27 protein-coding genes and 1 pseudogene are annotated in these 26,998 nt (G+C 59.3%); 10 read left to right on the forward strand and 18 right to left on the reverse strand.

Annotated elements, in window-relative coordinates; genetic code table 11:
- The first annotated feature begins 135 nt into the window (after positions 1-135).
- The gene (locus N438_RS18850; RefSeq protein WP_116696415.1) at positions 136-1,515 is read left to right on the forward strand and encodes a carbohydrate porin; all 1,380 of its coding nucleotides are present in this window, start codon (positions 136-138) and stop codon (positions 1,513-1,515) included.
- A gap of 164 nt (positions 1,516-1,679) precedes the next feature.
- Here the strand turns inward: N438_RS18850 and nepI are convergent, their stop codons facing one another.
- The 3 genes from nepI to N438_RS18865 form a co-directional block, all read right to left on the reverse strand.
- A complete protein-coding gene (gene nepI / locus N438_RS18855) occupies positions 1,680-2,873 on the reverse strand; it encodes a purine ribonucleoside efflux pump NepI (protein WP_032736569.1) in 1,194 nt (397 codons plus the stop codon).
- A gap of 230 nt (positions 2,874-3,103) precedes the next feature.
- Positions 3,104-3,628 (reverse strand): hypothetical protein, encoded by a 525-nt coding sequence (locus N438_RS18860; RefSeq protein WP_016162009.1) that lies wholly within the window; start codon positions 3,626-3,628, stop codon positions 3,104-3,106.
- 102 nt (positions 3,629-3,730) lie between these two features.
- Positions 3,731-4,183 carry a DUF1198 domain-containing protein gene (locus N438_RS18865; protein WP_032691299.1) on the reverse strand — a complete coding sequence of 151 codons (453 nt, stop codon included), beginning with the start codon at positions 4,181-4,183 and terminating at the stop codon, positions 3,731-3,733.
- A gap of 105 nt (positions 4,184-4,288) precedes the next feature.
- Between N438_RS18865 and N438_RS18870 the strand changes: the two genes are divergently transcribed.
- Positions 4,289-5,194 (forward strand): LysR family transcriptional regulator, encoded by a 906-nt coding sequence (locus tag N438_RS18870; protein ID WP_022064559.1) that lies wholly within the window; start codon positions 4,289-4,291, stop codon positions 5,192-5,194.
- A 47-nt stretch (positions 5,195-5,241) separates the two neighbouring features.
- On the opposite strand, the gene uhpT is transcribed toward N438_RS18870, so the two are convergent.
- The 7 genes from uhpT to ivbL all read right to left on the reverse strand — a co-directional run bounded on the left by uhpT (position 5,242) and on the right by ivbL (position 12,546).
- The gene (gene uhpT, locus N438_RS18875; RefSeq protein ID WP_004202242.1) at positions 5,242-6,633 is read right to left on the reverse strand and encodes a hexose-6-phosphate:phosphate antiporter; all 1,392 of its coding nucleotides are present in this window, start codon (positions 6,631-6,633) and stop codon (positions 5,242-5,244) included.
- A 145-nt stretch (positions 6,634-6,778) separates the two neighbouring features.
- Entirely contained in the window at positions 6,779-8,107 is a 1,329-nt protein-coding gene (locus N438_RS18880; RefSeq protein WP_012967017.1) for an MFS transporter, read from the reverse strand.
- 11 nt (positions 8,108-8,118) lie between these two features.
- Entirely contained in the window at positions 8,119-9,603 is a 1,485-nt protein-coding gene (uhpB, locus tag N438_RS18885) for a signal transduction histidine-protein kinase/phosphatase UhpB (protein WP_163613483.1), read from the reverse strand.
- 17 nt (positions 9,604-9,620) lie between these two features.
- Complete coding sequence (gene uhpA, locus N438_RS18890) at positions 9,621-10,214, reverse strand: transcriptional regulator UhpA (RefSeq protein ID WP_002923282.1); 594 nt, start codon at positions 10,212-10,214, stop codon at positions 9,621-9,623.
- Between the two features lie 152 nt (positions 10,215-10,366).
- Entirely contained in the window at positions 10,367-10,654 is a 288-nt protein-coding gene (gene ilvN, locus N438_RS18895) for an acetolactate synthase small subunit (protein WP_002923283.1), read from the reverse strand.
- Between the two features lie 3 nt (positions 10,655-10,657).
- Positions 10,658-12,346 carry an acetolactate synthase large subunit gene (gene ilvB, locus N438_RS18900; protein WP_012540267.1) on the reverse strand — a complete coding sequence of 563 codons (1,689 nt, stop codon included), beginning with the start codon at positions 12,344-12,346 and terminating at the stop codon, positions 10,658-10,660.
- A gap of 104 nt (positions 12,347-12,450) precedes the next feature.
- Positions 12,451-12,546: an ilvB operon leader peptide IvbL gene (gene ivbL / locus N438_RS18905; protein ID WP_002923286.1), complete on the reverse strand. Its 96-nt coding sequence runs from the start codon at positions 12,544-12,546 to the stop codon at positions 12,451-12,453.
- A 12-nt stretch (positions 12,547-12,558) separates the two neighbouring features.
- Here ivbL and N438_RS28300 point away from each other — a divergent pair, with 12 nt between their 5' ends.
- From N438_RS28300 to emrD, 5 genes are all read left to right on the forward strand, one after another.
- Positions 12,559-12,726: a hypothetical protein gene (locus N438_RS28300; protein WP_162535969.1), complete on the forward strand. Its 168-nt coding sequence runs from the start codon at positions 12,559-12,561 to the stop codon at positions 12,724-12,726.
- Between the two features lie 452 nt (positions 12,727-13,178).
- Positions 13,179-13,298, forward strand: a complete 120-nt coding sequence (gene tisB / locus N438_RS18910; RefSeq protein WP_004145059.1) for a type I toxin-antitoxin system toxin TisB — start codon at positions 13,179-13,181, stop codon at positions 13,296-13,298.
- Between the two features lie 90 nt (positions 13,299-13,388).
- Positions 13,389-13,835: a GNAT family N-acetyltransferase gene (locus N438_RS18915; protein WP_012540266.1), complete on the forward strand. Its 447-nt coding sequence runs from the start codon at positions 13,389-13,391 to the stop codon at positions 13,833-13,835.
- A gap of 70 nt (positions 13,836-13,905) precedes the next feature.
- Positions 13,906-14,739, forward strand: coding sequence for a DMT family transporter (locus N438_RS18920; RefSeq protein WP_012967016.1), 834 nt, complete (start codon positions 13,906-13,908; stop codon positions 14,737-14,739).
- Between the two features lie 175 nt (positions 14,740-14,914).
- A complete protein-coding gene (gene emrD, locus N438_RS18925) occupies positions 14,915-16,099 on the forward strand; it encodes a multidrug efflux MFS transporter EmrD (RefSeq protein ID WP_012540264.1) in 1,185 nt (394 codons plus the stop codon).
- A gap of 151 nt (positions 16,100-16,250) precedes the next feature.
- Here emrD and dsdC read toward each other — a convergent pair whose 3' ends face one another.
- Positions 16,251-17,174, reverse strand: a complete 924-nt coding sequence (gene dsdC / locus N438_RS18930; protein WP_116696416.1) for a DNA-binding transcriptional regulator DsdC — start codon at positions 17,172-17,174, stop codon at positions 16,251-16,253.
- Positions 17,175-17,187: 13 nt separating this feature from the next.
- Positions 17,188-17,304, reverse strand: a pseudogene (locus N438_RS28305) (hypothetical protein); the annotation flags it as partial.
- 94 nt (positions 17,305-17,398) lie between these two features.
- Here N438_RS28305 and dsdX point away from each other — a divergent pair.
- Both dsdX and dsdA read left to right on the forward strand, forming a co-directional pair.
- Positions 17,399-18,736, forward strand: a complete 1,338-nt coding sequence (dsdX, locus tag N438_RS18935; protein WP_032741473.1) for a D-serine transporter DsdX — start codon at positions 17,399-17,401, stop codon at positions 18,734-18,736.
- Between the two features lie 16 nt (positions 18,737-18,752).
- A complete protein-coding gene (gene dsdA / locus N438_RS18940) occupies positions 18,753-20,081 on the forward strand; it encodes a D-serine ammonia-lyase (protein WP_049163550.1) in 1,329 nt (442 codons plus the stop codon).
- 3 nt (positions 20,082-20,084) lie between these two features.
- Here dsdA and N438_RS18945 read toward each other — a convergent pair whose 3' ends face one another.
- From N438_RS18945 to N438_RS18965, 5 genes are all read right to left on the reverse strand, one after another.
- Positions 20,085-20,507: a hypothetical protein gene (locus N438_RS18945; protein WP_032731525.1), complete on the reverse strand. Its 423-nt coding sequence runs from the start codon at positions 20,505-20,507 to the stop codon at positions 20,085-20,087.
- 74 nt (positions 20,508-20,581) lie between these two features.
- Entirely contained in the window at positions 20,582-20,944 is a 363-nt protein-coding gene (locus N438_RS18950) for a DUF202 domain-containing protein (protein ID WP_012967012.1), read from the reverse strand.
- Positions 20,934-21,281 carry a DUF202 domain-containing protein gene (locus tag N438_RS18955; protein WP_002923305.1) on the reverse strand — a complete coding sequence of 116 codons (348 nt, stop codon included), beginning with the start codon at positions 21,279-21,281 and terminating at the stop codon, positions 20,934-20,936. The genes N438_RS18950 and N438_RS18955 overlap by 11 nt, the downstream gene beginning before the upstream one ends.
- Positions 21,282-21,381: 100 nt before the next feature.
- On the reverse strand, positions 21,382-22,704 hold the full coding sequence (locus N438_RS18960) for a 6-phospho-alpha-glucosidase (RefSeq protein ID WP_008806754.1): 1,323 nt from the start codon (positions 22,702-22,704) through the stop codon (positions 21,382-21,384).
- Positions 22,701-24,323: an alpha-glucoside-specific PTS transporter subunit IIBC gene (locus N438_RS18965; RefSeq protein ID WP_008806753.1), complete on the reverse strand. Its 1,623-nt coding sequence runs from the start codon at positions 24,321-24,323 to the stop codon at positions 22,701-22,703. Before N438_RS18965 ends, N438_RS18960 begins: the two co-directional genes overlap by 4 nt.
- Before the next feature lie 298 nt (positions 24,324-24,621).
- Between N438_RS18965 and N438_RS18970 the strand changes: the two genes are divergently transcribed.
- Positions 24,622-25,368, forward strand: coding sequence for a GntR family transcriptional regulator (locus N438_RS18970; protein ID WP_008806752.1), 747 nt, complete (start codon positions 24,622-24,624; stop codon positions 25,366-25,368).
- Here the strand turns inward: N438_RS18970 and N438_RS18975 are convergent.
- Positions 25,336-26,997, reverse strand: coding sequence for a putative transporter (locus N438_RS18975; protein WP_008806751.1), 1,662 nt, complete (start codon positions 26,995-26,997; stop codon positions 25,336-25,338). The genes N438_RS18970 and N438_RS18975 overlap by 33 nt on opposite strands.
- Between the last annotated feature and the right edge of the window lies 1 nt (position 26,998).

Genomic DNA, 26,998 nt, shown 5'->3' on the forward strand with positions numbered 1-26,998 from the left:
AATAACGTCAGCGAGAATATTATTCTCCGGCGTCGCTGTACCCTAAAAAACAAATCAGCTTATTTTGGTTATTTATTTTAGCCAGAATGGGATGGTTATTATCTGAAATATATTAATTATTAAAGCGAGATAACCATGAATACTGTGAAAAAACTGCCTTTAGCCATGGCGGTTGTCGCCGCGCTGTGCCCAATTTCTCTCATGGCGCAAGAATTTACGCAGGAACAGATCGACGCCATCGTTGCCAAAGCCGTTGATAAAGCGCTGGCCGACCGCCAGGCGAAAATCGACGCCGCGGCCAACAAAAAGGTCGACGTGATCACCAACCCGCAGACCACCGCCGCCTCGCCGGATATGGCCATTCCGTTCGGCCTCAAGTTCAGCGGCTATGCCCGCTATGGCGCCCATTTCCAGACCGGCGACCAGAAATATGTCGGCGTCGACGGCTCCTATAACGGCGCCTCGGCGATCGGCCGTCTCGGCAACGAAAGCAACGGCGGCGAATTCCAGATCAGCAAGGCCTTCAAAAGCGCGCAGGGGGCTATCTGGGATCTTAACGTGATGTTCGACCACTGGAGCGACGAAGTTAACCTGAAGAAGGCCTACGTCGGCGTCACCAACGTGCTGGAATCCAACCCCAACGCCTATATCTGGGCCGGCCGCGACTTCCACCAGCGTCCGCAACAGGGGATCAACGACTACTTCTGGATGAACCACGACGGCCAGGGCGCCGGGGTGAAGAACTTTGATATCGGCGGCGTGCAGTTCGACGTGGCGACGGTCTCGCAGGTGAAATCCTGTAGTCCGGAAGTGATGGCCGATGAGACCAACCCGTCGCGCATCACCTGTACCGGCAGCTCCGATACCGGCGATAACGGCCACTACGCGCTGACCACCAAAACCCACAACATCAAGGCCGGGCCGATCGACGTCGAGGTGTACGCCAACTACGGCTTTGACTCAAAGGCGGTGGACAGCGACGCGCGTCTCGAAGCCTGGCAGGGCGGGCTGGTGCTGAGCCACACCAACGACAGCGGGGTGAACAAGGTGATCCTGCGCTATTCCGACAACTCGGATAACAGCGTCTATAACAAAACCGACGACCTGACCACGGTCTACGCCAGCTTCGAGGGCAGCCATAAGTTCACCCAGCAGGCGCAGATCGAATACCTGCTGGCCTTCCACGACTACGACAACGGCAAGGACAACACCGACAACCGTAAAAACTACGGCGCCATCGTGCGGCCAATGTACTTCTGGAACGACGTGCACTCCACCTGGCTGGAAGCGGGCTACCAGCGCGTGGATTACGACCAGGGCGGGGATAACCACGGCTGGAAGCTGACGCTGTCGCAGAACATCGCCATCGGCATGGGGCCGGAGTTCCGTCCGATGCTGCGCTTCTACGTGACCGGCGGCCAGGTGGACAACGAGCATACCGCGAAGGTTAACGGCACCCAGGACCAGCAGCTGGATTCACTGAACGTCGGTGGAATGTTTGAGGCGTGGTTCTGATGCGATAGCGTTGTCGAAGGAGCGTTCCCGGCTGGCGCTACGCTTAGCCGGGCTACGACTGAGGAGGCCTGCGGGATACCACCCGTAGGCCCGGCAAGCGCAGCGCCGCCGGGCGGTCAGGCGCCGTACCCGCGGTAGTGCCGGCTGGCAAAAGGCGAGCGGCCTTAAGCGGGTGGATTCACCTTCACTTTGGTCGCCACCAGCAACCCGGTAAACAGCATTAATATTCCTGACAACACCAGCGGCGACAGCAGCCCTAAGTGGTCGAGCGCCACGCCGCCGACCGCGGCGCCGCAGGTGTTGGCCAGCTGGATCACCGCCACCTGAATCGACCCGGCTTTTTCCGCCTGATCGGAGAGCGAACGGGTGATCCACGTTGACCACCCCACCGGGATCAGCGCAAACGCGAAGCCCCAGATAATCGCCACCGTCGAGGCGACGATTTTGCTTTCTCCCCACAGCACCAGCGCCACCGCGCAGGTGGTCAGTACCAGTGGCGCGATCGCCAGCGCCGCTTTTACCGAACGCTTGAGAAGCACCGAGGAGAGCGAGGTGCCGATAAAGCTGGCGATACCAAAGCTCAGCAGCACCAGCGTCAGGCCGTCGACATCAAACCCGGCGAGGGTCATGTACACCGGACGTATATAGGTAAAGAAGGCGAACTGCCCGGCAAAGGCCATGAAAATGGCACACATCCCGGCCATCACCCCCGGACGCTTCAGCAGACCAAACATATTTTGCTGCTGAGAAGCCGATTCACCGGGCAGCGACGGCAGCGCTTTCAGCACCCAGAGCGTACACAGCACGCCCATCACCGCCGCGCCGTTAAAGACGTTGCGCCAGCCGATAAGCCCGCCAAGGAAACTGCCCAATGGGGCGGCGATCACCAGCGCGATTGATACCGCGCCGAAAATAATCGATAGCGCTTTCGGCACCACGCGCATCGGCACCAGCCGCATGGTCAGCGAGGCCGACATCGCCCAGAAACCGCCGAGCGCCAGGCCCAGACAGGCGCGCCCCAGCAGTAGCAGGGTGAAGCTATCGGCAAACGATACCAGCAGGCAGGAAAGGGTCAGCAGCAGCGAAAACAGGATCACCACGTAGCGGCGATCGGTTTTGCCAATGATGGAGGTGATAAACAGGCTGGAGAACATCGCTACGAATGCCGTCGTCGTCACCGACTGCCCGGCCATCCCTTCGGAGATGCCTAAATCCAGCGCCATCGGCGTCAGCAGACTGACCGGTAGAAATTCGACGGTAATCAGGCAGGCAACGCAGAAAGCAACCGCGAAAACCGCCGACCAGTTTGGTCGCGCCAGCTCGCGTGCATGGGGTTTGGCTTCATTTGAATGACTCATGAGTGACCTGCGAAGAAAGTGGCTGAAAGCCGCGCAGTGTAACATTTTGTTTGTGACGAATTTAACGTTTTCACAACTCTCATCGCTTTTCACGGCATGATACAAAGGGATAGCCTGAGAATATAGCCTTCGCCATTCTGCCGGATGGCGCTTACGCTTATCCGGCCTACAAGTGACGAGTGCGGAAACCGTAGGCCGGATAAGGCGCAGCCGCCATCCGGCACTCGGATTTACTCACCGCGAGCCGATTTCACCAGCCCGCAGATCCACTCCTGGTGACCGTTAATCATCGGATTGGGCAAGGTACGCGCCAACTCCTGCGCCGGAACGCCTTTTTGCGACTCCTGGGTGAGGATACGTACGCGCCCGCCGGGCAAATCTTCAAATAGCCACGCGTGGATCACATCAAGACGCGTCGTTGCATCCCCTTCCGCCCAGCCGTGCCAGGCTACGCGCGCCGCCTGCCCGGCAGCGGGAGGTACATACTCTGTAATCTGCGCCTCAATCGGGAAGCCGAAGGTGCTGAAGCGGAAACGGGCGTTGGCGCTGAGGGTCGGGCCGCTGCCGTCATGGAAATGGATATCGGCAACGTTGCTGTAATAGCCCGGCCACAGCGTGGTGTCATCGAGCTGCGCCCATATCTGAGCTGCCGTCAGGCCGCTGACGATAATTTCATTAGAGGCAAAATTGTCGGTCGTGCCTGGCAGATACTCTTCCGGCCAGACGATGGCGCTTTGCAGCAGGGGCTGTTTCATGATTAACCTCGTGAACGATTGTTTTAACGAGGTTAATCATGCGTCGGTGAGTGATATAAATCGAATCACCATCCTTGATAATACACATAAGCAATTATGATATCAGTGCAGCCAGTGCACGCCGTCTTCCGGCAGAAACAGCGCGTTATAACGCTGCTGTAGGTTATGCAAATCGCTTGCATCCGGATCCAGCTCGCGCAGAAACCCTTGCGCAAGACGAATTTGCGCGTCGGTAATCGGCGCCGCTAAACGCGCTTTTTGCATCAGGCGATACCAGTAATGCAGGTTTTTTTCGCTGGCATCGACGATAGCGGTCTGCCAGATCAGCAGTACCTGTGCGGCGTTCTGCAGATGCGCTTCATTCGGCCGCTCCAGGTAGCGCAAATACTCATTACCGGCGGTTTTTCCCAACTGATCGATCATCGATTCCAGCGGAACAGGCGTTATGCCAAGGCGTTCGCTCAGGCGACGAATCGCGCGGCGTGAATCAGAGGTAAGCACCCGAAATCCCACAACAAATACCACTACCAGGGTGGCCAGTCCTATCCAGATCATGCATCCTCTCATCCAATCGCAGCCTCACTATCATAATGGGAATTTGCCTGCTGTCGACTACCGGGCATACCATAATGTGACTTATCGCGTTTGCGGATAGCTATCATGAAATCTGATATCAGAAACCTCGATCTCAACCTGCTGAAAGCCCTGGATGCGCTGCTCGATGAGCGCAGCGTCACCCGGGCGGCAGCGCGGCTGGCGCTCACCCAGCCGGCGGTCAGCGGCATGCTCACCCGCCTGCGCGACGCCTTTAATGACCCGCTGTTTATCCGCGCCCCGCACGGTATGGTGCCGACGCTGCGCGCTCAGGCGCTGGCGGCTCCGGTAAAGCAGCTGCTGATCGATGCTGAAACCCTACTGCAACCCGCCATCTTCGAGCCGCTGGAAGCCAATTTTACCTGGACCATCGCCGCGACGGATTATGCGTTGAAAGCAGTGATCGTGCCATTTATCGCCGCGCTGAAGCCACTGGCGCCGGGTATCCGCGTGCGCATCATTCCCGAATCACCGGCCACGCTGCTGGCACAGTCCGAACGTGGTGAAGTGGATATTGCGCTATTGACGCCCCACGATACGCCGCCGGCGCTGCACAGCCGGGCGCTGTATCAGGAAGACTATGTCTGTCTGATGCGCGAAGACCATCCGCAGGCCAGCCAGCCGCTGACGCTCGACCGCTTCTGTGCGCTGGAACATGTGCTGGTTTCATGGCAGGGCGATAGCTTTCGCGGCGTGACCGACGACGCGCTGGCGGCGCTTGGTCGAACCCGGCGGGTGGGATTGTCGGTGAGCAGTTTCCTGGTGTTGCCGGAAATACTGGCGGTGAGCGACATGATCGCCGTGGTACCGCGCCGACTGGCGAAAAGAGCCAGCGGCATGAAAATAGCCCCACCGCCGCTGACGATCCCGGGTTTCACCAAAAGCATGGCCTGGCACGAGCGTAACCATCATGACCCGGCGCAGCAGTGGCTGCGGGAGCTACTCCTGCAATCCAGCCAGCAAGAACAATAAAAAAGCCCGGCGCAATGGCCGGGCAAGGTTACCAAATACCTGGTAAATCAGGCAGTCTGCAAAATACGGTTCTTTTTCTCGCGGCGAATTTTACGCTCTTCAAAGATAGCCACAATGGCCATCAGGCAGATACAGCCGATGGCGGCGGCGTCCAGCGCCGCAAAGGTGCCGGCCCAGCCGGTCAGGCCGAAGACCGGCGTGCCGTCGGCGATCATCCCAAGACCCAGCTTGGCGAAGCTATCGCCGATCAGATAGGCGAAAGTGCCCTTGATTCCATCGGCGGCGCCGATCGCTTTTTTCGGCACAAAGCCGACGGCGGCGACGCCGATCAGCAGCTGCGGACCAAACACCAGGAAGCCCAGCGCAAACAGCGAGGCCAGATAGACGTACTGGTTGCTGGCGTGTTGGTAAACCCCGAGGGTGGCGATAATCAGCGCCAGCGCGATGCAAGCCACCAGCGCGCGGCGGCCGTTGGCCAGATCCGACAACCAGCCCCACAGCAGCGTGCCGACCAGCGCGCCGACCTCAAACAGGGTAAAGCCCTGAATCGCCACCTCTTTAGACAGCTTCAGCTCCTGGAAGGCATACACGGTGGACCACTGATCGATACCGATACGCACCACGTAGAGGAAGATGTTGGAGAAGCACAGCAGCCAGATCACTTTGTTTTTCAGCACGTACTCAACAAAGATCTGCCACTTGGTCATCGCATTTTCTTCGGTCTCTTTGTCCTCTTCGCTGATCGCTTCGCCAAACAGCTCTTCCGCCGTGCCGAGGCCATAGGATTCCGGCGAGTCGCTACCGTAGCGCAGGCCAATAAAGCCGACGATCAGCGCAATAATCGACGGGAAGATAAACATGCCGATCACATGGCCGTCGAACAGATAGTTGGCGCCAAACAACGCCACGCCCGCCGCGCCCGCGCCGCCGAGGTTGTGGGAGATATTCCAGAAGCCGAGGAAGGTGCCGCGTTTGCGTCTGGGCGTCCACTTGGTGATGGTGGAATAGCTGCACGAGCCGCCGGTGCTCTGGAAGAAGCCGCTCAGCGCATAGAAGGCGATCATCAGGAACAAGCTGGTGGAGCCCGCGCCCATGCTGGCGCTAAAGCCCAGCATACAGATGGCGGAGAGGATCAGCATAAACGGCAGGAACTGCTTGGTGTTTTTACCGTCGGCATAATAAGACACGAGCGTCTTGCCCACGCCGTAGGTGATGGAGAAGCCCAGGCCAATCATCCCCAGCTGCGTCATGCTCAACCCATAGGTGGAGATCATGTCATTCTGCGCGATGTTAAAGTTCTTGCGGATCAGGTACATGGTCAGGTAGCCAATGAAGACCACCAGATAGGACTGCATGAAAGGTTTGAACCACATTTTGCGCCGCACATCGAGCGGCAGATCCAGGGTCGGCTTGCGCACCTGATTCAGAAAGGCCAGCATGGGTATCTCCTGAGCTGATTTTTTATGCCTGCGTCATAACCAGGCATTGTAAAAACCAGCGCGCCGTCTGGCCTGAGACGGCGTCCAGGTGAAACCGGGAAAATTTCTTAGTTTTGCTCCGTTCGCGGCCAAAGGGTGAGCTACATCACGCTTCGCTGGCGGTACGCGGCGCCTGCGCGTTTAAAAACGGCAGCAGCAGCAGCGCGGAAATGCCGGCGGCAATCGCAATCACCACGAAGAATCCGGTCCAGTGCCAGATATCCATCACCTGCGCCAGCGGCCAGCCGGAAAGCGAGGCGCCAAGATAAGCGAACAGGCCGACAAACCCGGTTGCCGCCCCGGCGGCTTCTTTATGCGAACATTCCGCCGCCGCCATGCCGATCAGCATCTGCGGGCCGAAGACGAAGAACCCGGTGGTGAAGAAGCAAGCCGCCTGCATGACGTAGCTGGCAAACGGCATCAGCCACAGGCCGCCAACCGACAACAAAATTCCGGCGGCGAAAATCAGATTCATCGGCCCACGGTTGCCGTTAAACAGCTTATCCGAGCCCCAGCCCGCCACCAGCGCGCCGATAAAACCGCCCAGCTCAAACATGGTCACCGCCGAGTTAGCGGTCACCAGATCGACGCCGAGCGTCTCCGACATATACAGATTACCCCAGTCGTTAATCGCCGCCCGCACCACGTACACCAGCACATAGCACAGCGACAGCAGCCAGATATAGGGATTGGCCAGCACGTAGCGGGTCAGGATCGCTTTGCGCGTCAGCCCGGCCCCCTCCTGCTGCTGGGCGATTTCCAGCGCATCGTGACGCCAGTCGCCCACGGCGGGTAACCCCACCGCCTGCGGGCGATCGCGCAGCCGCCAGCACAGATACAACCCGGCGAGGATCGCCAGACAGCCGGCAATCGTCATCCCTGCACGCCAGCCGTAGTGCAGCGCCGCCGCCCCCACTACCATCGGGATCAGCGCGCCGCCGACGTTATGCGCGGTATTCCATAGCGCCCACCAGCCGCCGCGTTCGGTCCGCGAATACCAGGCCGTCAGTAGCCGGGCGCAGACCGGAGAGCCCCAGCCCTGGAAGAAGGCATTCAACGCCCACAGCAGCGCAAAAGCCCACAGCGAGGTGGAAAAACCGAACAGAATATTCACCACCCCGGTAGCGATAAGCCCCAGGCCCATAAAATAGCGGGCGTCGGAGCGGTCGCTAACGATACCGGAGAAAAATTTCGACAGCCCGTACGTGATATAGAACAGCGTGGCCAGCAGGCCAATATCGCTACGAGTCAGCACATTGCTGGCAAGAATTTCAGGCACCGCGGCATTAAAGCTTTTGCGGGTGAAATAAAACAGCGCGTAGCCAAGCCAGATAGTGAGCAGAATATGTCGACGCCAGTAACGATAACGCTCGTCCAGCTCGCGTTTATCGCTAACTGGCGCGGCGTCCGGCGGCGCTTTTAAAAAGGCAAACATCGGCGCTCCTCTCAGGCGTAACGCAGCGGTAGATTGACGCACACGCGGGTACCGTGTGTGCAGGAGATAGTTAACGTACCGCCCAGCGCGGTCACACGTTCGCGCATGCCGGTCAGGCCGAACCCCTGCAGATTCGACCCCGGCGGCAGGCCGCAACCGTCATCTTCCAGCACCAGCATTAGTCGCTCATCCTGCTGCCAGCCCTGCAGGGTAACAGCGCTGGCGCTGGCGTGCTTGACGATATTATTCAGCCCCTCCTGGCAAACGCGAAACAGCGTCACACGCTGGTTCTCGCTCAGTCCCGCCTCGTTAATCCGCCAGTCGAGATGGCTGACAATGCCGCGGTCCTCCAGCTCCATCTCGCGCATCAACGAACGTACTGCCTGCTCCAGCGGCAGGTCGTCGAGCTGACGCGGACGCAGACGGCCTAGCAGTCTACGCACCGAGTCGTAAACTCCCAGCGACAGCTGTTCTATCAGCTGGCCGCTCTGGCGCACGCTGGCGTTATTCGGCGCCAGCCGTTGCACGATCCCCGCCTGGGTGCGAATTGCCGTGATAGTCTGGCCAATATCATCATGGAGCTCGCGCGCCACGTCGCGCCGCACGCTCTCTTCGGTCTCCAGCAGACGTTCCGCCAGCCGCCGATTTCGCGCCAGCTCGTTCTGTAGCGACAGGTTAAGCTCGCGCAATCGCTGGATCCCCGCCCCCAGCAGCAGCCCGGTGAGGCTCTGCGCCAGCAGCGAAAGCAATAGATCGACCGGGTGATCGTGCCAGGTCTGGCTGGCAATCAGCGCAATCGCGTTCATCAGGGTGGCGATCAGCGCCCCCTGCCAGCCGTAGTGCCAGGCGAGGGCAATAATCGGCAGCGCGAGGCAAAATGGGGTAAAGCGGGAGAGCTCGGCGGGCAGCCCAAGCTGCAGCCACAGGCTAATGGTGAATAACAGCAGGTACCAGATCAGATGCCGACCGCGCCAGTTAATCGGCTGCGAGACCAGCGCGGGCCCCAGTGGCCTCCAGACGGTACTGGTAAGATAGTGCCAGATAACCAGGCAGGTCGGCGCCAGCGTCAGACCGCCGGTCAACGTCAACAACAGCGCGGTCAGTCCCTCACTGCCTTCTTGCGCCAGCCACGGCAGCGATTGCAGCAGCGAGGCGGCGATCAGCGCCCCGCCCTGGCGCAACAATGTCAGCCAGTCTCGCTGCTGGCGATAGCGTGAAATCAATGCCACCGGCAGCAGAGTCAGCAGACTTCCGGTCATCAAAATTATCGGGTGCGCCAGCGCCACCTCCTGCGCCAGCCAGAAGATAAGCAGCCACTCGGCGCCCAGCAGCACCGGCCAGTAGCCACGCGGGCATTGCAGCATCAGCCCTAAACGCAGGCCAAAGGGAAACAGCAACACCGCTAAATCCGCGCGTTCCACCAGATGCAGACTGATGCTCCACAGGCAGAACCAGGCGGCCGCGAAGATAAAGGCGCAGCCGATGACCGACAGCAATCGTGAGACGACAGCCTTCATTGCCAGCTATCGAACATGCGGCGCGCCAGCTCAACGTCGTTGCTGACGCCCAGTTTTTCCAGCAGGTTGGCGCGGTGAACGTGAACGGTTTTCGGCGACAGGCCGAGCTCGGCGGCAATCTCTTTCACCGCCATGCCCTGCGCCAGCTTTTCCGCCACCTGGCGTTCGCGTTTGGTGAGCGGATCCTGGCGCCCGGCGGCCAGCTTCATGGCGATATCCGGCGTGAGATAGCAACCACCCGCCGCCACCGTGCGGACCGCGGCGATCAGTTCATCCGGGCTGCAGCGTTTCGACAGGAAGCCGCGCGCGCCGGCGTTCAGCGCCTGCTCGATCAGCGCCGGGCTGTCGTGTACCGACAGCATGATGGTCGCCATCCCCTTCGGCAACTGGCTGAGCAGCTCCAGCCCGGAAATATCTGGCATGGAGATATCGCAGATACAGACCTGTACGCCGCGCCCCGGTAGCCCCGTCAGCGCCTCGCGGCCGCTACCAAATTCAGCGACAACCTGAAAATCAGCTTCCAGCCCCAGCAGCTGAGCAAAGCCGGAGCGGACAATCAAATGATCGTCAATAAGGGCGATGGTAGTCATGGTGTTTCCTGGTGCCTGAAAGCGCCGGATGGCGGCGTAAACGCCTTATCCGGCCTACGGATCCACTCCCTGTAGGCCGGATAAGCGCAGCGCCATCCGGCAAAGGCGCTTACCTTAACCATAAGCACCTTACCGTTCAAGCCTTGCGCGATTTACTCGAAGAACACCGCAATTTTGTTAAACATGGTGGGATCGGACTGGTTACGCGCCACTTTGGTGACATCTTCCAGCTTTTCAATCTGGCTAATCATCTGCCCCAATCGCTGGTCATCATTTACCAGCAGCCAGATGCGGCTGTGTTCACTGCCCTGAATTGGCAGACAGAGAATGCCTTCGACGTTAAACGCCCGACGGGCAAATAGCCCGCAAACGTGGGTCATGACGCCGGGATGGTTGCGGACGGTGAGTTCCAGAATGACGTTATCACATTGTTTTTGCATGGCTTATTCCCCCACCATTTCAGTATTGGCCGCACCCGGCGGTACCATCGGATACACTTTCTGCTGTGCGTCGATACGCACGTGGATCAACGCCGGCCCCGGACGGTCGATAATCGCCTGCAGCGCCGCCTGCGGATCGGCTTCGTTATTTAAATCACAGGTTTGCAGGCCAAAACCGGCGGCAATCTGCATAAAGTTAATCATCCCCGGATAGGTGGCGGCGAACACGCCCTGCTGATAAAACAGGCTCTGCTGCTGGTGCACCAGCCCCAGCGCTTCGTTGTTCAGCAGGATAATTTTGACATCCAGCTGATTTTCGGCGGCGGTAGCCATCTCCTGAATATTCATCATCAGGCTGCCGTCGCCGGAGAAGCAGATAACCTTGCGCTGCGGATTCGCCAGCGCCGCGCCGATGGCCGCCGGCAGGCCGAAGCCCATGGTGCCGAGGCCGCCGGAAGTCAGCCACTGGCGCGGACGGTTGAGCGGGTAGGCCTGCGCTGTCCACATCTGATGCTGACCCACATCGGTGGTGATGATCGCCTCATCGTCAACGCAGGCGGCCACGGCGTTAATCAGGCCGTAATGGGAGAGCGGGTCGCTTTCCTGCGGGATGGCGCAGGGGAATTCACGCTGCAAATCGGCCACCAGCTGGCGCCACTCGTCGCGCGGCTGCGCCTCAATCTGCGGGATGAGCTGGGCTAAGACTTCCGCCACATCGCCCTGAATCGCGACGTGCGGTTGCTTGATTTTACCCAGCTCAGAGCGGTCGATATCGACGTGGATAATCTTCGCGTTCGGGCAGAACTGCTCGGTCTTGCCAATCGCCCGGTCATCAAAACGCGCGCCTAAAACAATCAGTAAATCCGCTTCCTGCAGAATAAAGTTGGTGCTGCGCGCGCCGTGCATGCCCAGCATCCCCAGCGACAACGGATGCGCCTTCGGCAGCATCCCCAGCGCCATCAAGGTCATGGTGGTCGGCAGGTTGGCTTTTTCCGCCAGGTCCCGAATCGGCTGCGGCGCGTTAATCACCCCGCCGCCCAGATACAGCACCGGCCGTTTCGCCGCGTTAATCATTGCCGCCGCCTCACGCACGCTTTCAGGCGTGAAGGCCGGTGCCGGGGCGCGCTCGCCCGGCTCTGGCAACGTTTCCAGCTCAATGGTCGCCGCCTGTACGTCCTTAGGAATGTCTATCCACACCGGCCCGGGACGCCCGGACTGGGCAATACGGAAGGCGTCGCTGATCACCTGCGGCAGCTCGGCGATGTCGCGCACCAGGTAGTTATGCTTGGTGATGGGGATAGAGATGCCGTAGGTGTCCACTTCCTGGAAAGCGTCGGTGCCGATCATGGAGGCCGGCACCTGGCCGGTGATGCAGACCAGCGGGATTGAATCGAGGCGGGCATCGGCGATCGCCGTAATCAGGTTGGTGGCGCCAGGGCCGCTACAGGCCATACAGACTGCGGGTTTGCCTTCGGTTCGCGCCATCCCCTGAGCGATAAAACCCGCGCCCTGCTCGTGGCGCGCCAGGATGTGGCGGATCTGCGTGCTCTGGCTCAAGGCATCGTAGATGGGCAGGATAGAACCGCCCGGGATGCCGCTGACCATAGTGATGCCCTGGCGTTCCAGTAAATGAACAACCAGCTGCGCGCCGGTAAAGCGCATTGTGTTTGATGTGGTGCCCGAACTTGCCATGCTCCAGTCCTTTTATTCTGGGCCGACTTTTCCGGGGGGCTCGCCAACAAAAAACCCCGCTCGGTTTGCGCCGGCGGGGTTTGGAATTCGTGTTGTTCCGGACCCTACGGCGCGTTGCCGACGACGACCACCACAGACACGACGACCACCGCGGCTGGCGCGGTTTTTAGTAGGGTCGAAGCGATCAGGGTTGCGTTCATTAGGGACCTGTTGTGTCGAAAAATAAGCTGAATTTATACAAACACAGGTTTTACGATTTCACAATGGATTTATTTTCATCCACGATAATTTGCGTGAAAGATCACAATTCGGCGCAAAAGGGCAGAAAACAAAAAACCCCGCCGGAGCGAGGTTTTTATCAGCATGGTTACAGGTGGTAGCCGCAAGCACACTGTATTACGTCAACGCCAAAAGTATACGCGATCGCTGCAGTTCGCGCAATTTAAGGTCGGTTTTTCTCTGTCATAGAGTATGGATGAGAGGGGCGTATTTGTCCAAAAAATACTGTTCATCCATACAGTATTTATCTATACTGGGTGTGTTCACTTTGTGCCATTCGGGGGCCGCAAGTTTGACCGGCGCAACGAAGTCCTGGCTGAAACGGGTGGTGCCGTCAGTGCCTTAACCCCGAGAGAGCACACTGTGTTACGTCAACAACGTGCAGTCACTGGCCCGCGCGGCAACGCGTGGCTCAGCGCTGCGCACCCCTGTCGTTGCAGGCGGCGGGCCGGGAAGCCGTTCATGGAAAGGATGAACTATCGGCCAGGGCAGACGCCGCCGGCGACAGGCAGGGATAAGCTGGCAACGGGCAGCGGAAAGGTACGTCAGCTTATTGTGCTCCTTAACCACAGGAGACGCGCGTATGGGCGGAATGGATATTATTATTTTAATCCTGAAACTCATGGTTGCTGTGTTGCAACTACTTGATGCAGTCCTGAAACAGTTCCGCTGATTCAGGTTCAAGTCGCACCTGAGGGGGGCGGGAAACCGCCCCCCTGCAGGCGCCCGCCGGGCGTCCCGGGATGACTTGATGGAGGAAACTATGCCACCCCTGTTAATTGCCGCCACAACGCCGGACGATCCGGGGTTCGTTGCGCTGCGCACTGAAAGCCTTGAACAGCATTTCAACATGCTGCGCCGCCTGGCGGAAAACTGGCAGAGCGGCAAAAACCGCTTTAACGCGCCGGGCGAAACGCTGCTGGGCGCCTTCGTCAACCACCAGCTGGTAGGGGTATGCGGCATCAATAGCGATCCCTTCAGTCCGCAGCCACGGGTTGGGCGCATTCGCCATCTCTACATTAGCGAACGTTACCGTCGCCGGGGCATCGGCCAGCAGCTGCTGGTCTCGGTCATTACCCACTCCAGCGCCTGGTTCGATTTTCTTAACACCCATGCCCCGGCGCAGGCCTGGCCCTTTTATGAAAGGCTTGGTTTTCGCCCGGTGTACGATGAACCGCGGGTGACACATCGCCTGTTTTGTTCGCTTTAACCCCCCCCGCTGGCAGGCAGCGCGGGCGCGTGTTACATTCCGGTGACCTTCACTGTTGAACCTGTCTGCGATGACCCTCACCGTATTCTGCATTTTGCTGTTCGCCGCCCTGCTGCACGCCAGCTGGAACGCTATCGTCAAAGCCAGCGGCGATAAAATGTACGCGGCGATCGGCGTCAGCGGCTCGGCCGCGCTGATCGCCCTGGTGATGCTGCCCTTTGCCCCGCAGCCCGCGCTTGCCAGCGCCCCCTATCTGCTGGCGTCGTGCGCGTTACAGGTGGTGTATACGGTGCTGGTGGCGAAGACCTATCAGGTGTCGGATATGAGCCAGACCTACCCGCTGATGCGCGGCACCGCGCCGCTGCTGGTCGCGGCGATAAGCGTGCTGTTCCTAGGCGATCGTCTGTCGCCGCTGGCCTGGCTGGGCATCGGCGTTATCTGCCTGGCGATTCTGGCGATGGCCTTTCACGGCAGCGTTAGCTCCCGCAAAGGCATCGTGCTGGCGCTCATCAACGCCTGCTTTATCGCGGGATATACACTGGTGGACGGCACCGGCGTCCGGCTGGCGGGCTCGGCGCTAGGCTACACCCTGTGGACCTTTTTTATGAACGGTTTCTGCCTGCTGTGCTGGGCCATGGTGGCGCGACGGCGAGAGGCCAGTCGTTATTTACGTCAGCACTGGAAAAAGGGCATCCTCGGCGGTGTCGGCACCATGGGCTCCTACGGCCTGGCACTATGGGCGATGACCCAGGCCCCGCTGGCGGTGGTCGCCGCGCTACGTGAAACCTCCATTCTGTTCGGCGCGCTGATCGCCTTTATCGTTCTGAAAGAACAACTGATGCCGCTGCGCATCGTGGCCGCCTGCGGGATTGCCGCCGGGGCGATCCTCCTGCGCCTGGCGTAGCCTGAAATGGCAACATTAGTTGCCGTTCCTGTTTACATAATCTGCCTGGAATTCCCTCAACAATCGGCGCTTTGCAGTTGTCCTGTCATTTTAATATGGTAGATTCCTCCATCGTTTACGGGATGTGCCAGTCACATATTCTTTATTTCTCTTTACTCGCAAAGTATTCATCGACATGAAACGGCATAAGAACTTCAATTTGTTGTTGATGCTGGTACTGCTGGTGGCCGTCGGCCAGATGGCGCAGACCATTTATATTCCGGCCATCGCCGACATGGCGGTCGCGCTGAACGTCCGCGAAGGAGCGGTACAAAGCGTGATGGCGGCCTATCTGCTGACCTATGGTATTTCACAGCTGTTCTACGGCCCGCTCTCGGACCGCGTCGGTCGCCGTCCGGTGATCCTCGTCGGGATGTCGATTTTTATGCTGGCGACGCTGGTAGCTATTACCACCCATAGCCTGCCGGTGCTGATCGCCGCCAGCGCCATGCAGGGGATGGGCACCGGGGTCGGCGGCGTAATGGCGCGCACCCTGCCCCGCGACCTGTACGAAGGCGCGCAGCTGCGTCATGCCAATAGCCTGTTAAATATGGGTATTCTGGTCAGCCCGCTGATTGCGCCGCTGCTCGGCGGCATCCTCGACACTCTGTGGAGCTGGCGCGCCTGCTACGCCTTCTTGCTGGTGCTGTGCGCGGGCGTGACCTTCAGCATGGCGAAGTGGATGCCGGAAACGCGCCCGGAAGGGGCGCCACGCACCAAACTCCTGACCAGCTACAAAACGCTGTTCGGTACCGGGGCGTTTAACTGCTATCTGCTGATGCTGATCGGCGGCCTGGCCGGGATTGCGGTGTTCGAAGCCTGTTCCGGGGTGCTGATGGGCGCGGTGCTCGGCCTGAGCAGCATGGCGGTGAGTATTCTGTTTATTCTGCCGATCCCGGCGGCGTTCTTCGGCGCGTGGTTTGCCGGCCGGCCGAACAAGCGTTTCCCGACGCTGATGTGGCAGTCGGTGATCTGCTGCCTGCTGGCAGGTTTGATGATGTGGATCCCTGGACTGCTGGGCATCATGACCGTCTGGACCCTGCTGGTGCCGGCGGCGCTGTTCTTCTTCGGCGCCGGGATGTTATTCCCGCTGGCCACCAGCGGCGCGATGGAGCCGTTCCCGTTTCTCGCCGGAACCGCCGGGGCCCTGGTGGGCGGCTTGCAGAATATCGGCTCCGGCGTGCTGGCCTGGTTGTCGGCGATGATGCCGCAAACCGGTCAGGGCAGCCTCGGCCTGCTGATGATGCTGATGGGCCTGTTGATTCTGCTGTGCTGGCTGCCGCTGGCCTCGCGCTTCACCCACCATCAGCAGCCGGTATAAGCGCGGCGGTCGTTCCCCGGATGGCGGCTGACGCCTTATCCGGGCTACCGGACTGTAGGCCCGCGCAAGCGCAGCGCCGCCATTTTGCCGGGTGGCGGCTCACGCCTTACCCGCCCTGGCCAACAACACAGAGGGGTAGCCCGGCTCATTTTCAGGTCAGGCTGTGCAGCCATTCGATAAAAGCGTCGATTTTCGGCCACTGACGGCCCGGCAGGGTCGTCACGTAATAATGCTGATGGCATTTCAGCGTCATGTCGCCAAAAGGCGCAATCAGCTCGCCGCTCTCCAGCCGCTGCTGCACCAGCCGTTTACGCCCCATCGCTACCCCCACATGATTCATCGCCGCAATCACCGCTAAATCAGAACGATCGAAGCCAATGCCCGACGATTGCGGCAATTCAATTCCAAATTGCTGTGCCCAACTGAACCATTCATCGGTGCCGGAATCATTGCTCCATGCCTGGCGATCGTGAAGCAGCGTACAGTGGCGCAGATTGGCAGGATTTGACGTTAACTGCAGCTGGCGGGCGTAATTCGGCGTACATACCGGCACGATCGCCTCATCCATCAGAAAATGATGGCTCAGCTGCGACGACGGCGCATCATCAAAATAGATTGCCAGATCGATACCCGCCCGCTGCAGGTTGACGTTATCGTTGCCGGTCAGCACAGTCAGCGAGATGGCCGGGTAGCGGTGAGTGAAATCCCCCAGCGCCGGCACCAGCCAGCATTGGGCTATCGACGGGCGCGAATAGACCGTCAGGCTGCCAGAGAGCTCCTGGTTTTTGATGTCCAGAATCTCCTGATTGAGGCCATCCAGCGACGACTTCAGCGCCCAGTAAACGCGCTTCCCTTCTCGCGTCAGCTCCACTTTGCGGTGCGAGCGGACAAAGAGCTGGATCCCCAGCTCCTCTTCCAGCTGATTAATCCGGTGACTGACGGCGCTTGGGGTGAGCGCCAGCTCGTCTGCGGCCAGGGCGAACGACTCGTGCCGCGCCGCCACCTCAAACGTCGACAGCCTGGAGAGTTGCCAGCCGTTGAGCAACCGGGTACCTAAGGTTTTGAGTACATCCATTATGCGCTCCTGGCAAAAAAGGGGATCTGGATGATAAAAAAATAATGCAAGAACTTCCGCTCAAGGATGAATTAATTTGACCCATAGCATATTCATAGGTCGCTTTTAGAGCTAAATCACCTTTTTGATTAAATTTGGCTCACCTGAAAGGCCATTTATATCGTTTGTCAGCCCATGCCGAGTTTCTGTTCAATAACCACACGTTACTTACGGCGAGGTGGGGTATGGAATCGCAAATCTGGGTTGTGAGCACGCTGCTGATTAGCATCGTGTTAATCGTCTTAACGATCGTCAAACTGAAGTTTCATCCGTTTCTGGCGCTGCTGCTGGCGAGCTTTTTCGTCGGGGCGATGATGGGGATGGGCCCGCTGGAGATGGTCAACGCCATTGAGAGCGGCATCGGCGGCACGCTGGGCTTCCTGGCGGCGGTGATCGGTCTCGGTACCATCCTCGGCAAGATGATGGAAGTCTCCGGCGCGGCGGAGCGCATCGGCCTGACGCTGCAGCGCTGCCGCTGGCTGTCGGCGGACGTGATTATGGTGCTGGTCGGCCTGATCTGCGGTATTACCCTGTTTGTCGAAGTCGGCGTGGTGCTGCTGATCCCGCTGGCGTTCTCCATCGCTAAAAAAACCAATACCTCGCTGCTGAAGCTGGCTATTCCGCTGTGTACGGCCCTGATGGCGGTGCATTGCGTGGTGCCGCCGCATCCGGCTGCGCTGTTCGTGGCGAATAAACTGGGCGCCGATATCGGGACGGTTATCGTCTATGGCCTGCTGGTCGGTCTGATCGCCTCGCTGGTCGGCGGCCCGCTGTTCCTCAGGCTGCTCGGCAACCGCCTGCCGTTTAAACCTGTGCCAGCCGAGTTTTCCAACCTCGACGTACGCGAAGAATCGACGCTGCCCTCGCTCGGCGCTACGCTATTTACCGTGTTGTTACCGATTGGGCTGATGCTGGTGAAAACCGTCGCTGAACTGAATATGGCGCAAGGCGGCACGCTGTATACAGTGCTGGAATTTATCGGCAACCCCATCACCGCGATGTTTATTGCCGTCTTTGTCGCTTATTACATTCTCGGTATTCGTCGGCAGATGGGGATGGGCGTCCTGCTGACTCATACTGAAAACGGCTTTGGGTCGATCGCCAACATTCTGCTGATTATCGGCGCCGGCGGCGCGTTCAACGCGATTTTGAAATCCAGCGGCCTGGCCGATAGCCTGGCGGTGATCCTGTCGAACCTCGATATGCATCCGATTCTGCTGGCCTGGCTGGTGGCGCTTATCCTGCACGCCGCCGTCGGCTCTGCTACCGTGGCGATGATGGGCGCTACCGCCATCGTTGCGCCGATGCTGCCGCTTTATCCTGGCGTAAGCCCGGAGATCATCGCCATTGCCATCGGTTCCGGCGCCATTGGCTGCACGATCGTCACCGATTCCCTGTTCTGGCTGGTAAAACAGTACTGCGGCGCCAGCCTCAGCGAAACGTTCAAGTACTACACGACAGCGACATTTATCGCTTCTTTACTTGCACTCGCCGCCACCTTCCTGCTTTCTTTCATCATCTAAGCGAACGAGACGTAATATGAAAAACGCTGACCTGACCCAATTAACCGCGACCTTCCCGCTTGTGCAGGATCTGATCGCTCTGAAAGAAACCACCTGGTTTAACCCGGCCACCACCACGCTGGCACAAGGGTTACCCTACGTCGGTCTAACCGCCAACGATGTGCAAGACGCCCATGCCCGCCTTCAGCGCTTCGCGCCCTATCTGGCGGAAGCTTTCCCGGAAACGGCCGCCAGCGGCGGGATTATCGAATCGGAAGTGGTTGCCATTCCGGCAATGAAACGCAGCCTTGAGCAAAAGTTCGGCCAGCCGATTAGCGGCGATCTGCTGCTGAAAAAAGACAGCCACCTGCCGATTTCGGGTTCCATTAAGGCGCGTGGCGGGATTTATGAAGTGTTGACCCATGCGGAAAAGCTGGCGCTGGAGGCCGGACTGCTCACCACCGCAGATGATTATCGCAAATTGCTGACACCGGAATTTAAACAGTTCTTCAGCCAGTACAGCATCGCTGTCGGCTCCACCGGCAACCTCGGGATGTCGATCGGCATCATGAGCGCGCGCATCGGCTTTAAGGTTACGGTACATATGTCGGCGGATGCCCGGGCGTGGAAAAAAGCCAAACTGCGCAGCCACGGCGTGACGGTCGTTGAGTACGAAGAGGACTACGGCGTCGCCGTCGAACAGGGGCGCAAGGCAGCGGAATCCGACCCGAACTGCTTTTTCATTGATGATGAAAACTCGCGCACGCTGTTCCTCGGCTATGCCGTAGCCGGCGAGCGCCTGAAGGCGCAGTTTGCCAAAGCAGGGCGCGTGGTCGATGCCGATCACCCGCTGTTCGTCTACCTGCCGTGCGGCGTTGGCGGCGGCCCCGGCGGCGTGGCATTCGGCCTGAAGCTGGCCTTCGGCGACCACGTTCACTGCCTGTTCGCCGAACCGACCCACTCGCCCTGCATGCTGCTCGGCGTCTATACCGGGCTCCACGACCAGATAGCGGTGCAGGATTTAGGCATTGATAACCTGACCGCCGCCGACGGTCTGGCGGTCGGCCGGGCGTCCGGGTTCGTTGGCCGGGCAATGGAGCGCCTGCTCGACGGGTTCTATACCCTTGATGATCAGACGATGTACGACATGCTGGGCTGGCTGGCGACAGCGGAAAACATTCGCCTTGAACCGTCCGCGCTGGCCGGAATGGCCGGGCCGCAGCGGGTCTGCGCCAGCCAGGCGTACCATCAGCTACAAGGTCTGAGTGAACAACAGCTGCAGCAGGCCACCCACCTGGTGTGGGCCACCGGCGGCGGCATGGTGCCGGAAGAGGAGATGGCGCAATATCTGGCGAAGGGGCGCTAATCTTCAGCGCAGCAGCGGCATCAGCGCCTCTGGCGGCCGCTGCTGTCGGCGCAAGTCCCGCATCACTCGCATATAGGGCCCGCTAAGATCGTAGAACTGCCGGTAACCCGCGCACAGCGGGTCTTCCTGTTCGCCGCAGCGGCACAGGCGCAACCACGGGCAGCCGTAGCAGGTGCTGTTGGCCGCTGGCGCGCCTGGCTGGGTCAGCGTCTCGCCGCACCAGGCGCTCAGCGTCTCACTAAACAGCAAAATATGGATGCGCCCAATATCTTCCCGCACCCAGCGGTGAAAGACAGTGCAGAGAAACTCCCCCCAGAGCGCGGCGTCGCCGGCCGCCAGCTGCGGAATAAAATGGATAGCGGTGAGACCCTGTTGACGCAGTTGTGCATAGAACGCCTGCGGCTGATGGCAATGATGCGCCTCCACCACGACAGCCTGAAAGGGAGTGTCATGTTGCTGGCCGGGGGCATGAGTGAGAGGCAAATTCGCCGGACATCCTGTCATGACATATCCCTAATGAATAAAACGATCGGTTGAAGGTGAGTAACAGCAAACAGGAATGCCAGAGAAAGTACTGCGAGAGCGATCAAAAATTTGTCACGAACCGCCCGCGGCTGAAAAAAATCGCTGTCATCGACGTCCATCAGATGACGACGGCGGGTATAGCCCCAGAGGATCACCGCCACTATCGCCAACACGCCGATCGACAGCCAGAACGGCAGGCCGGCGCGGTGCCAGCTGTGTTTAATCGCCAGCGCCATCAGCGCGCCATAGCCCAACAGAGTGCGAAACCAGGCCAGCGAGGTGCGCTCTGGCTGTAGTCCCGGATCGCCTTCCCGCCGCGCCCGGCGTTTATCCGCCATACACCACCAGCAGCATCACCGCGGCCACCACCGCCAACAGCAGGATGCTAATCACCAGCAGCGTGCGGGTATAGGGAAGGTCCTGTTTCAGACGCATCGCTTTCTCGTTATTCAGCCAGCGCAGATAGCCATAGATGGCCATGCCGCCGGCAAAGAGACACAGCAGCAGGGCAAGAATTTCACGGATCAGCGGCGTGGCAAAGTCCGGCGCTAACTGGTCAAGGCCGACGCCGGCGGCGAGAAAACCGAGCGCCGTGCGGATCCACGCCAGAAAGGTGCGTTCGTTAGCCAGCGAAAAGCGGTAATCCGGCGCTTCGCCGAGGCGGGAGATTTTCATTACAGTTCCTTGTTCATCGCGCTGCAGGCTTCAGCATAGCGTAAATCAGGAACCGGGGAGAAGAACCGGCGCCCCGCGGGCGCCGGTCAAACAGCGGGGATTAATGCAGCTCAGGCCAGTAATCTTTGTTGGCTGCAATCAGGTCGTCGAGGATCGCTTTCGCCACCGAGGCGCTCGGTACGGTTTTCGACAGGGTAATCGCCTGCCACAGCTTGTGGTAAGAGCGCTGTTCCCAGGCATCGACCACCAGTTTTTCCACTGCTACCTGCTGGCTCATCATCCCTTTCTGGAAGTGCGGGATGTCGCCAACCGTCAGCGGTTCCGGTCCGTTGTGACCCACCAGACAAGGGATCTCCACCATCGCGTCAGCGTCAAAGTTATGGATCGCGCCGTTGTTTGGCACAATCAGCAGCATCCTTTCCTGCGTGTTAAAGGCGATGGCCGTCGCCAGATCGACGATATACGACGCATGCTCGTCAATCTCCAGATCGCCAGCGGTGGATTTCCCGGCGGCAATAATCGCCCGGCAGGCGCTGAAGACGTTTTTCTCCCGATGATCCATCACCTCATTGGCGCGAGTACGCTCCGGGTTGGAGTGAGCCACCACGTAGTCCGGGAACAGGTAATATTTCAGGTAGGTGTTCGGCATGGTCTGCGGATCCAGCGCCTGCACGTCTTTCGCTTTAGCAAAGGTATCGTTCCAGCTGGCCTCGGTGTGCGGATCGTTAGAGGGCGGCACATAGCCATATTTCGCCACATATTCACGCAGCTTCGGCATCAAATCGTTGCCGTCGAGGTCCTCAATCGATGTCCACCAGCCGAAGTGATTGAGACCGTAGTAGCGCACGCGCATCTGTTTGCGATCTTTGAGGCCGACAATCTGTGCCATCCGCCCTTCAATGCCGATCGGCATATCGCAGATATTGAGGATTTTGGCGTTCGGCCGCAGACGTCGGGTGGCTTCCGCCACAATCGCCGCCGGGTTGGAGTAGTTAAGCATCCAGGCGTTCGGCGAATATTTTTCCATATAATCCACCAGCTCCAGCACGCCGCCGATAGAGCGCATACCGTAGGCGATCCCCCCCGGACCGCAGGTCTCCTGGCCCAGCACGCCGTGGCGCAGCGGGATTTTCTCATCCTGTTCACGCATCGGATATTTACCGACGCGGATATGCGCCATGACGAAATCAACATCGGTAAACGCCGCCTGCGGATCGGTGGTATAGCTGAACTCAATCTCCGGCGCCTGCTCTTTGAGGATCACTTTGCACGCCTCGGCGATGGTCTCCTGACGCGCGCCGTCATTGTCGTAAAATTTCAGCGACCGCAGCGGAAAACGATCCTGGTTTGCCAGCAGCATCAGAACAATGCCCGGGGTGAAGGTGCTGCCGCCGCCTGCGATAACAACTGAGAATTTTTTCATGATACTGCCTCCGTCATGGTGGTATGTTCGGTCGAAAGAGAATCTTTCATCAGGTTTTCCAGCTGGTCGCGCACCTGGGGAACGTGCAGGCCGACGATGACCTGAATCCCGTTGCCGCGGCGTACTACCCCGTGGGCGCCCAGCGCTTTAAAGACGTCGTCACTTTGCGTTTTCGCCATATCGACCAGCGCGATGCGCAGTCGGGTGGCGCAGTTGTTGATGCTTTCAATGTTGTCGGCGCCGCCGAGGGCCTGCAGGAAGCCAGCGGCCTGACCCAGCCGGGTCTCTGGCGCGGCGGCAGCCGTGGTTTTACCTCGTGCCGCCTGGTAATCGGCCTTGCTGTAGAGCTTGATTTCGCTCTCTTCCCGGCCAGGCGTCTTCAGGTTCAGACGCAGGATCAGGGTGCGGAAGACCACGAAGTAGAGGGCGGTGAAACAGAGGCCGATGCCTATCTGAATGAACATCATCGAGGCGTGGTGATGGAACATCGGGATCCAGTTTTGCGGCAAGAATTGATCGAGCAGGCCGCCGCCGAAATTGCCCACCACGCCGCAGATGTACATCACCGTCGCCATGGTCGCCGCCAGCACCGCGTGAACGGCGAACAGCAGCGGCGAGATGAACAGGAAGGTGAACTCCAGCGGTTCGGTGATCCCGACCAGCATCGCGGTCAGGGTGGCAGGGATCAGCAGGCCAGCGACCTTGACGCGGTTTTCCGGCGCGGCGGTGAAGTAGAGCGCCAGCGCAATCCCCACCGAACCAAACACTTTCGAGTTACCGTGCAGGGCAAAGCCGCCCTCCGGGAACAGCGTCTTCAGCGGTTCCGTACTCTGACTAAACGCCTGCAGATGCTCCGCCCAGTAGACCTGCAGACCGCCCTCCACCACCGCCGGGCCAAAGATGAACGGGCCATAGACGAAGTGGTGCAGACCGGTGGGGATCAGAATGCGCTCAAGGAAGATGTAGACCCACACCCCAAGCGCCCCGGCTGAGCGCAGGAAGGCCTGCAGCGATTCAATGCCCAGCTGAACCTTTGGCCAGCCGAGCAGGGTCAACCAGGCGCAGGGGATCATCGCGAGGAAGGCGACAATGACCACAAACGATGATCCCTGAAAGATGCCGAGGAACACCGGCAGGGGTTTATCGAAATAGCGATTGTGCAGGGCCGTCACCAGACCGGAGATGACGATGGCGCCGATAATGCTGGTGTCGAGGGTTTTGATCCCGGCAATCATCGTCAGGCCGCTGCCTGCCGTGGGTTCAACGGAAAAGTCGACGCCGAAGAAGTGGCCCCAGGTCATCCCCATGGCGTTAATAAAGTAGTTCCAGGTGAGAAAACTCACCAGCACCGCCAGACAGGCCCGGCCCTGGGCCTGTTTCGCCAGGCCGATCGGCAGACCGACGGCGAAAATCAGCGGCATATTACGAAAGACGGTCCAGCCGCCCTCTTCAATGATGTGAACGATCTGGGCAAACAGGCTGTCGGGTGCGGTCAGCGCTTCGCCGACGAACATCGGGTTGCGCAGCATGATGGCGATACCGACCACGATCCCGGCAAAAGGAAACAACAAAACCGGAGTAAACATGGCGCCGCCAAAGCGTTGTATTTGACTGAGCATTTGAAAATCCTCATGTAACAACTCGTAGGGTGAGTGGCCTTCTTTTTCTTGATTACCGGCCTGACTCGAGAATAGAAATTTGCCCGTCCGACAACATGCCGCGCCGTTGCGATTCGTGATCCCATTCATGGTTTTAATTTGGCCAAAGTCGTCTACTTCGATAACCAAAGTTAGACATCGATAAGTCAGACAGTGGAATTAACGAAATGAATGAGTATTAATTACTTGTAATAAATCTATTTTTTTAACGAAAAGAGAAGACAGCGACATTCCACTTTCCTGCACAAGAGGACTACTGGTGATCTACAAATCCATTGCTGACCGCCTGCGGCTGCGGCTGAATTCCGCCGACTTCGCCATCGGTAGCCCGCTACCGGGAGAGAAAAAACTGGCCGAGGAGTTCGGGGTGGCGCGCATGACTATCCGCAAAGCCATCGACCTGCTGGTGGACTGGGGATTGGTTGTGCGTCGCCACGGCTCGGGGACGTTCGTGGCGCGTAAGGACGTCCATCATGAAACCAGCAATCTCACTGGCCTGGCGGAAGTGCTGCGCAAGCAGGGTAAAGAGGTGGTGAGTCAGGTGCTGGCCTTCGAGGTGATGCCTGCTCCGCCGGCCATCGCCAGCCTGCTGCGGATTAAAATTGATGAACGGATCTACTTCTCACGGCGGGTGCGCTACGTCGATGGCAAGCCGCTGATGCTGGAGGATAGCTATATGCCAGTGAAGCTGTTCCGCAACCTGTCGCTGAGCCATCTGGAGGGTTCGAAATTTGATTATATTGAGAAGGAGTGCGGGATCATCATCAGCGGGAATTATGAAACGCTGACGCCAGTGCTGGCGGACAAGCAGCTGGCGCGCTCAATGAATGTCCCTGAGCAGACGCCGCTGCTGCGTATTACCTCCCTTTCCTACAGCGACAGCGGCGAGTTTCTTAACTATTCCGTCATGTTCCGCAACGCCAGCGAGTATCAGGTGGATTACCACCTGCGCCGCGTCCAGGCGCAAAGCCCGCTAGCTCAGCCCCCAGAACAGCACGGCGAGTAGCTGCGGGGTGATAATCCGCAGGAACATCACCAGCGGATAGACGGTGGCGTAAGAGAGCGCCGCCGCGCCGCTGGTGGCATGCAGATTGTTGGCGAAGGCCAGCGCCGGTGGGTCAGTCATGGAGCCGGCCAGCATGCCGCACAGCGTCAGATAGTTCATTTTCGCCAGCATGCGCGCGAGAATGCCTACCGTTAGCAGCGGAATGGCGGTGATGAAAATGCCGTAGGCGATCCAGCTCAGGCCCTCGCCCTGGGTCAGAGTGGCGACAAAGTCGCCCCCCGATTTTAGCCCGACCACCGCCAGAAACAGCACGATCCCCAGCTCGCGCAGCGCCAGGTTGGCGCTCGGCGGCATAAACCAGTACAGCTTGCCGATGCTGCCGATACGCCCGAGGATCAGCGCCATAATCAGCGGCCCACCGGCCAGCCCCAGCTTCAGTGCGGCAGGAAAGCCGGGAATAAACAACGGGATAGACCCCAGCAGTACCCCGAGTCCGATGCCGATAAACACCGGCAGCATCTGGACCTGCTGCAGCTTCTGCTGAGCGTTACCCAGTTCGGCGGCCACGGCGTCAATCGCCTCCTGACGACCGACCAGGTTGAGGATGTCACCAAACTGCAGGCTGGCGCTGCTGCTGGCCACCAGCTCGACGCCAGCGCGATTCAGCCGGGAGATCACCACGTCATAGCGCTGTTTGACGTGCAGATCGCGTATTTTCTTCCCCAGCACTTTTTCGTTAGTGACCACCACCCGCTCGACTTTCAGATCGGTGCCGCGCGTCGACAGCGAGGTGGCCACCTCCTGGCCAATCACCAGCTGCGCATTGTGCAGATCCTCAGGTCGCCCCACCAGGTGCAACAGGTCGCCCGCCTGAATAAGGGTGCCCGGCGCAGGTACCATCAACAGCTCACCGCGCTTCAGCCGCGAACAGACGATGTTGTCGCTATTGAGCATCGGCACATCCTGAATCGCCATCTGGTTGAGGTTGGGGTTCTCCACCCGCACGTTAATGGTGTGCAAATTCGCGTGGCCGTTGCCGCTGCTCTCCTCAAACCGCTGGGCCTCTTTCTCCACATTGATGCGGAAGAACAGGCGCACCAGCCACATGGTCAGCAGAATGCCGCAGATGCCGAACGGATACGCCATCGCGTAACTCATCCCCATCTGATCGACCACCTCGAACGGTACGCCGAGATCGCGGAGAATTTGCTGCCCGGCCCCCAGCGCTGGCGTGTTGGTCACCGCACCGGAGAAGATACCGAGCACCACCGGGAGAGGAATATTGAACAGTTTATGCAGCACCGCGGTCACCAGGCCGCCGAGGATAACGATAAGGATAGCGAACAGATTGAGCCGCAGGCCTGAGACCCGCAGCGAGGCGAAAAAGCCCGGCCCCACCTGAATACCGATGGTGTAGACGAACAGGATCAAGCCGAATTCCTGAATAAAATGCAGCATTGGGCTGCTGAGGGCGACACCCGCCTGATCGACAAAGTGGCCGACAATAATCCCGCCAAACAGGACACCGCCAATGCCAAAGCCGACGCCGCGGATTTTGACATTGCCGATCCACAACCCCACTACCGCCACCAGCGCCAGCACGCTAACCGTCAATGCTATCTCACTCATG

This window comes from Klebsiella sp. GL120222-02, assembly GCF_003097195.1.
Taxonomy (GTDB): Bacteria; Pseudomonadota; Gammaproteobacteria; order Enterobacterales; family Enterobacteriaceae; genus Klebsiella; species Klebsiella variicola.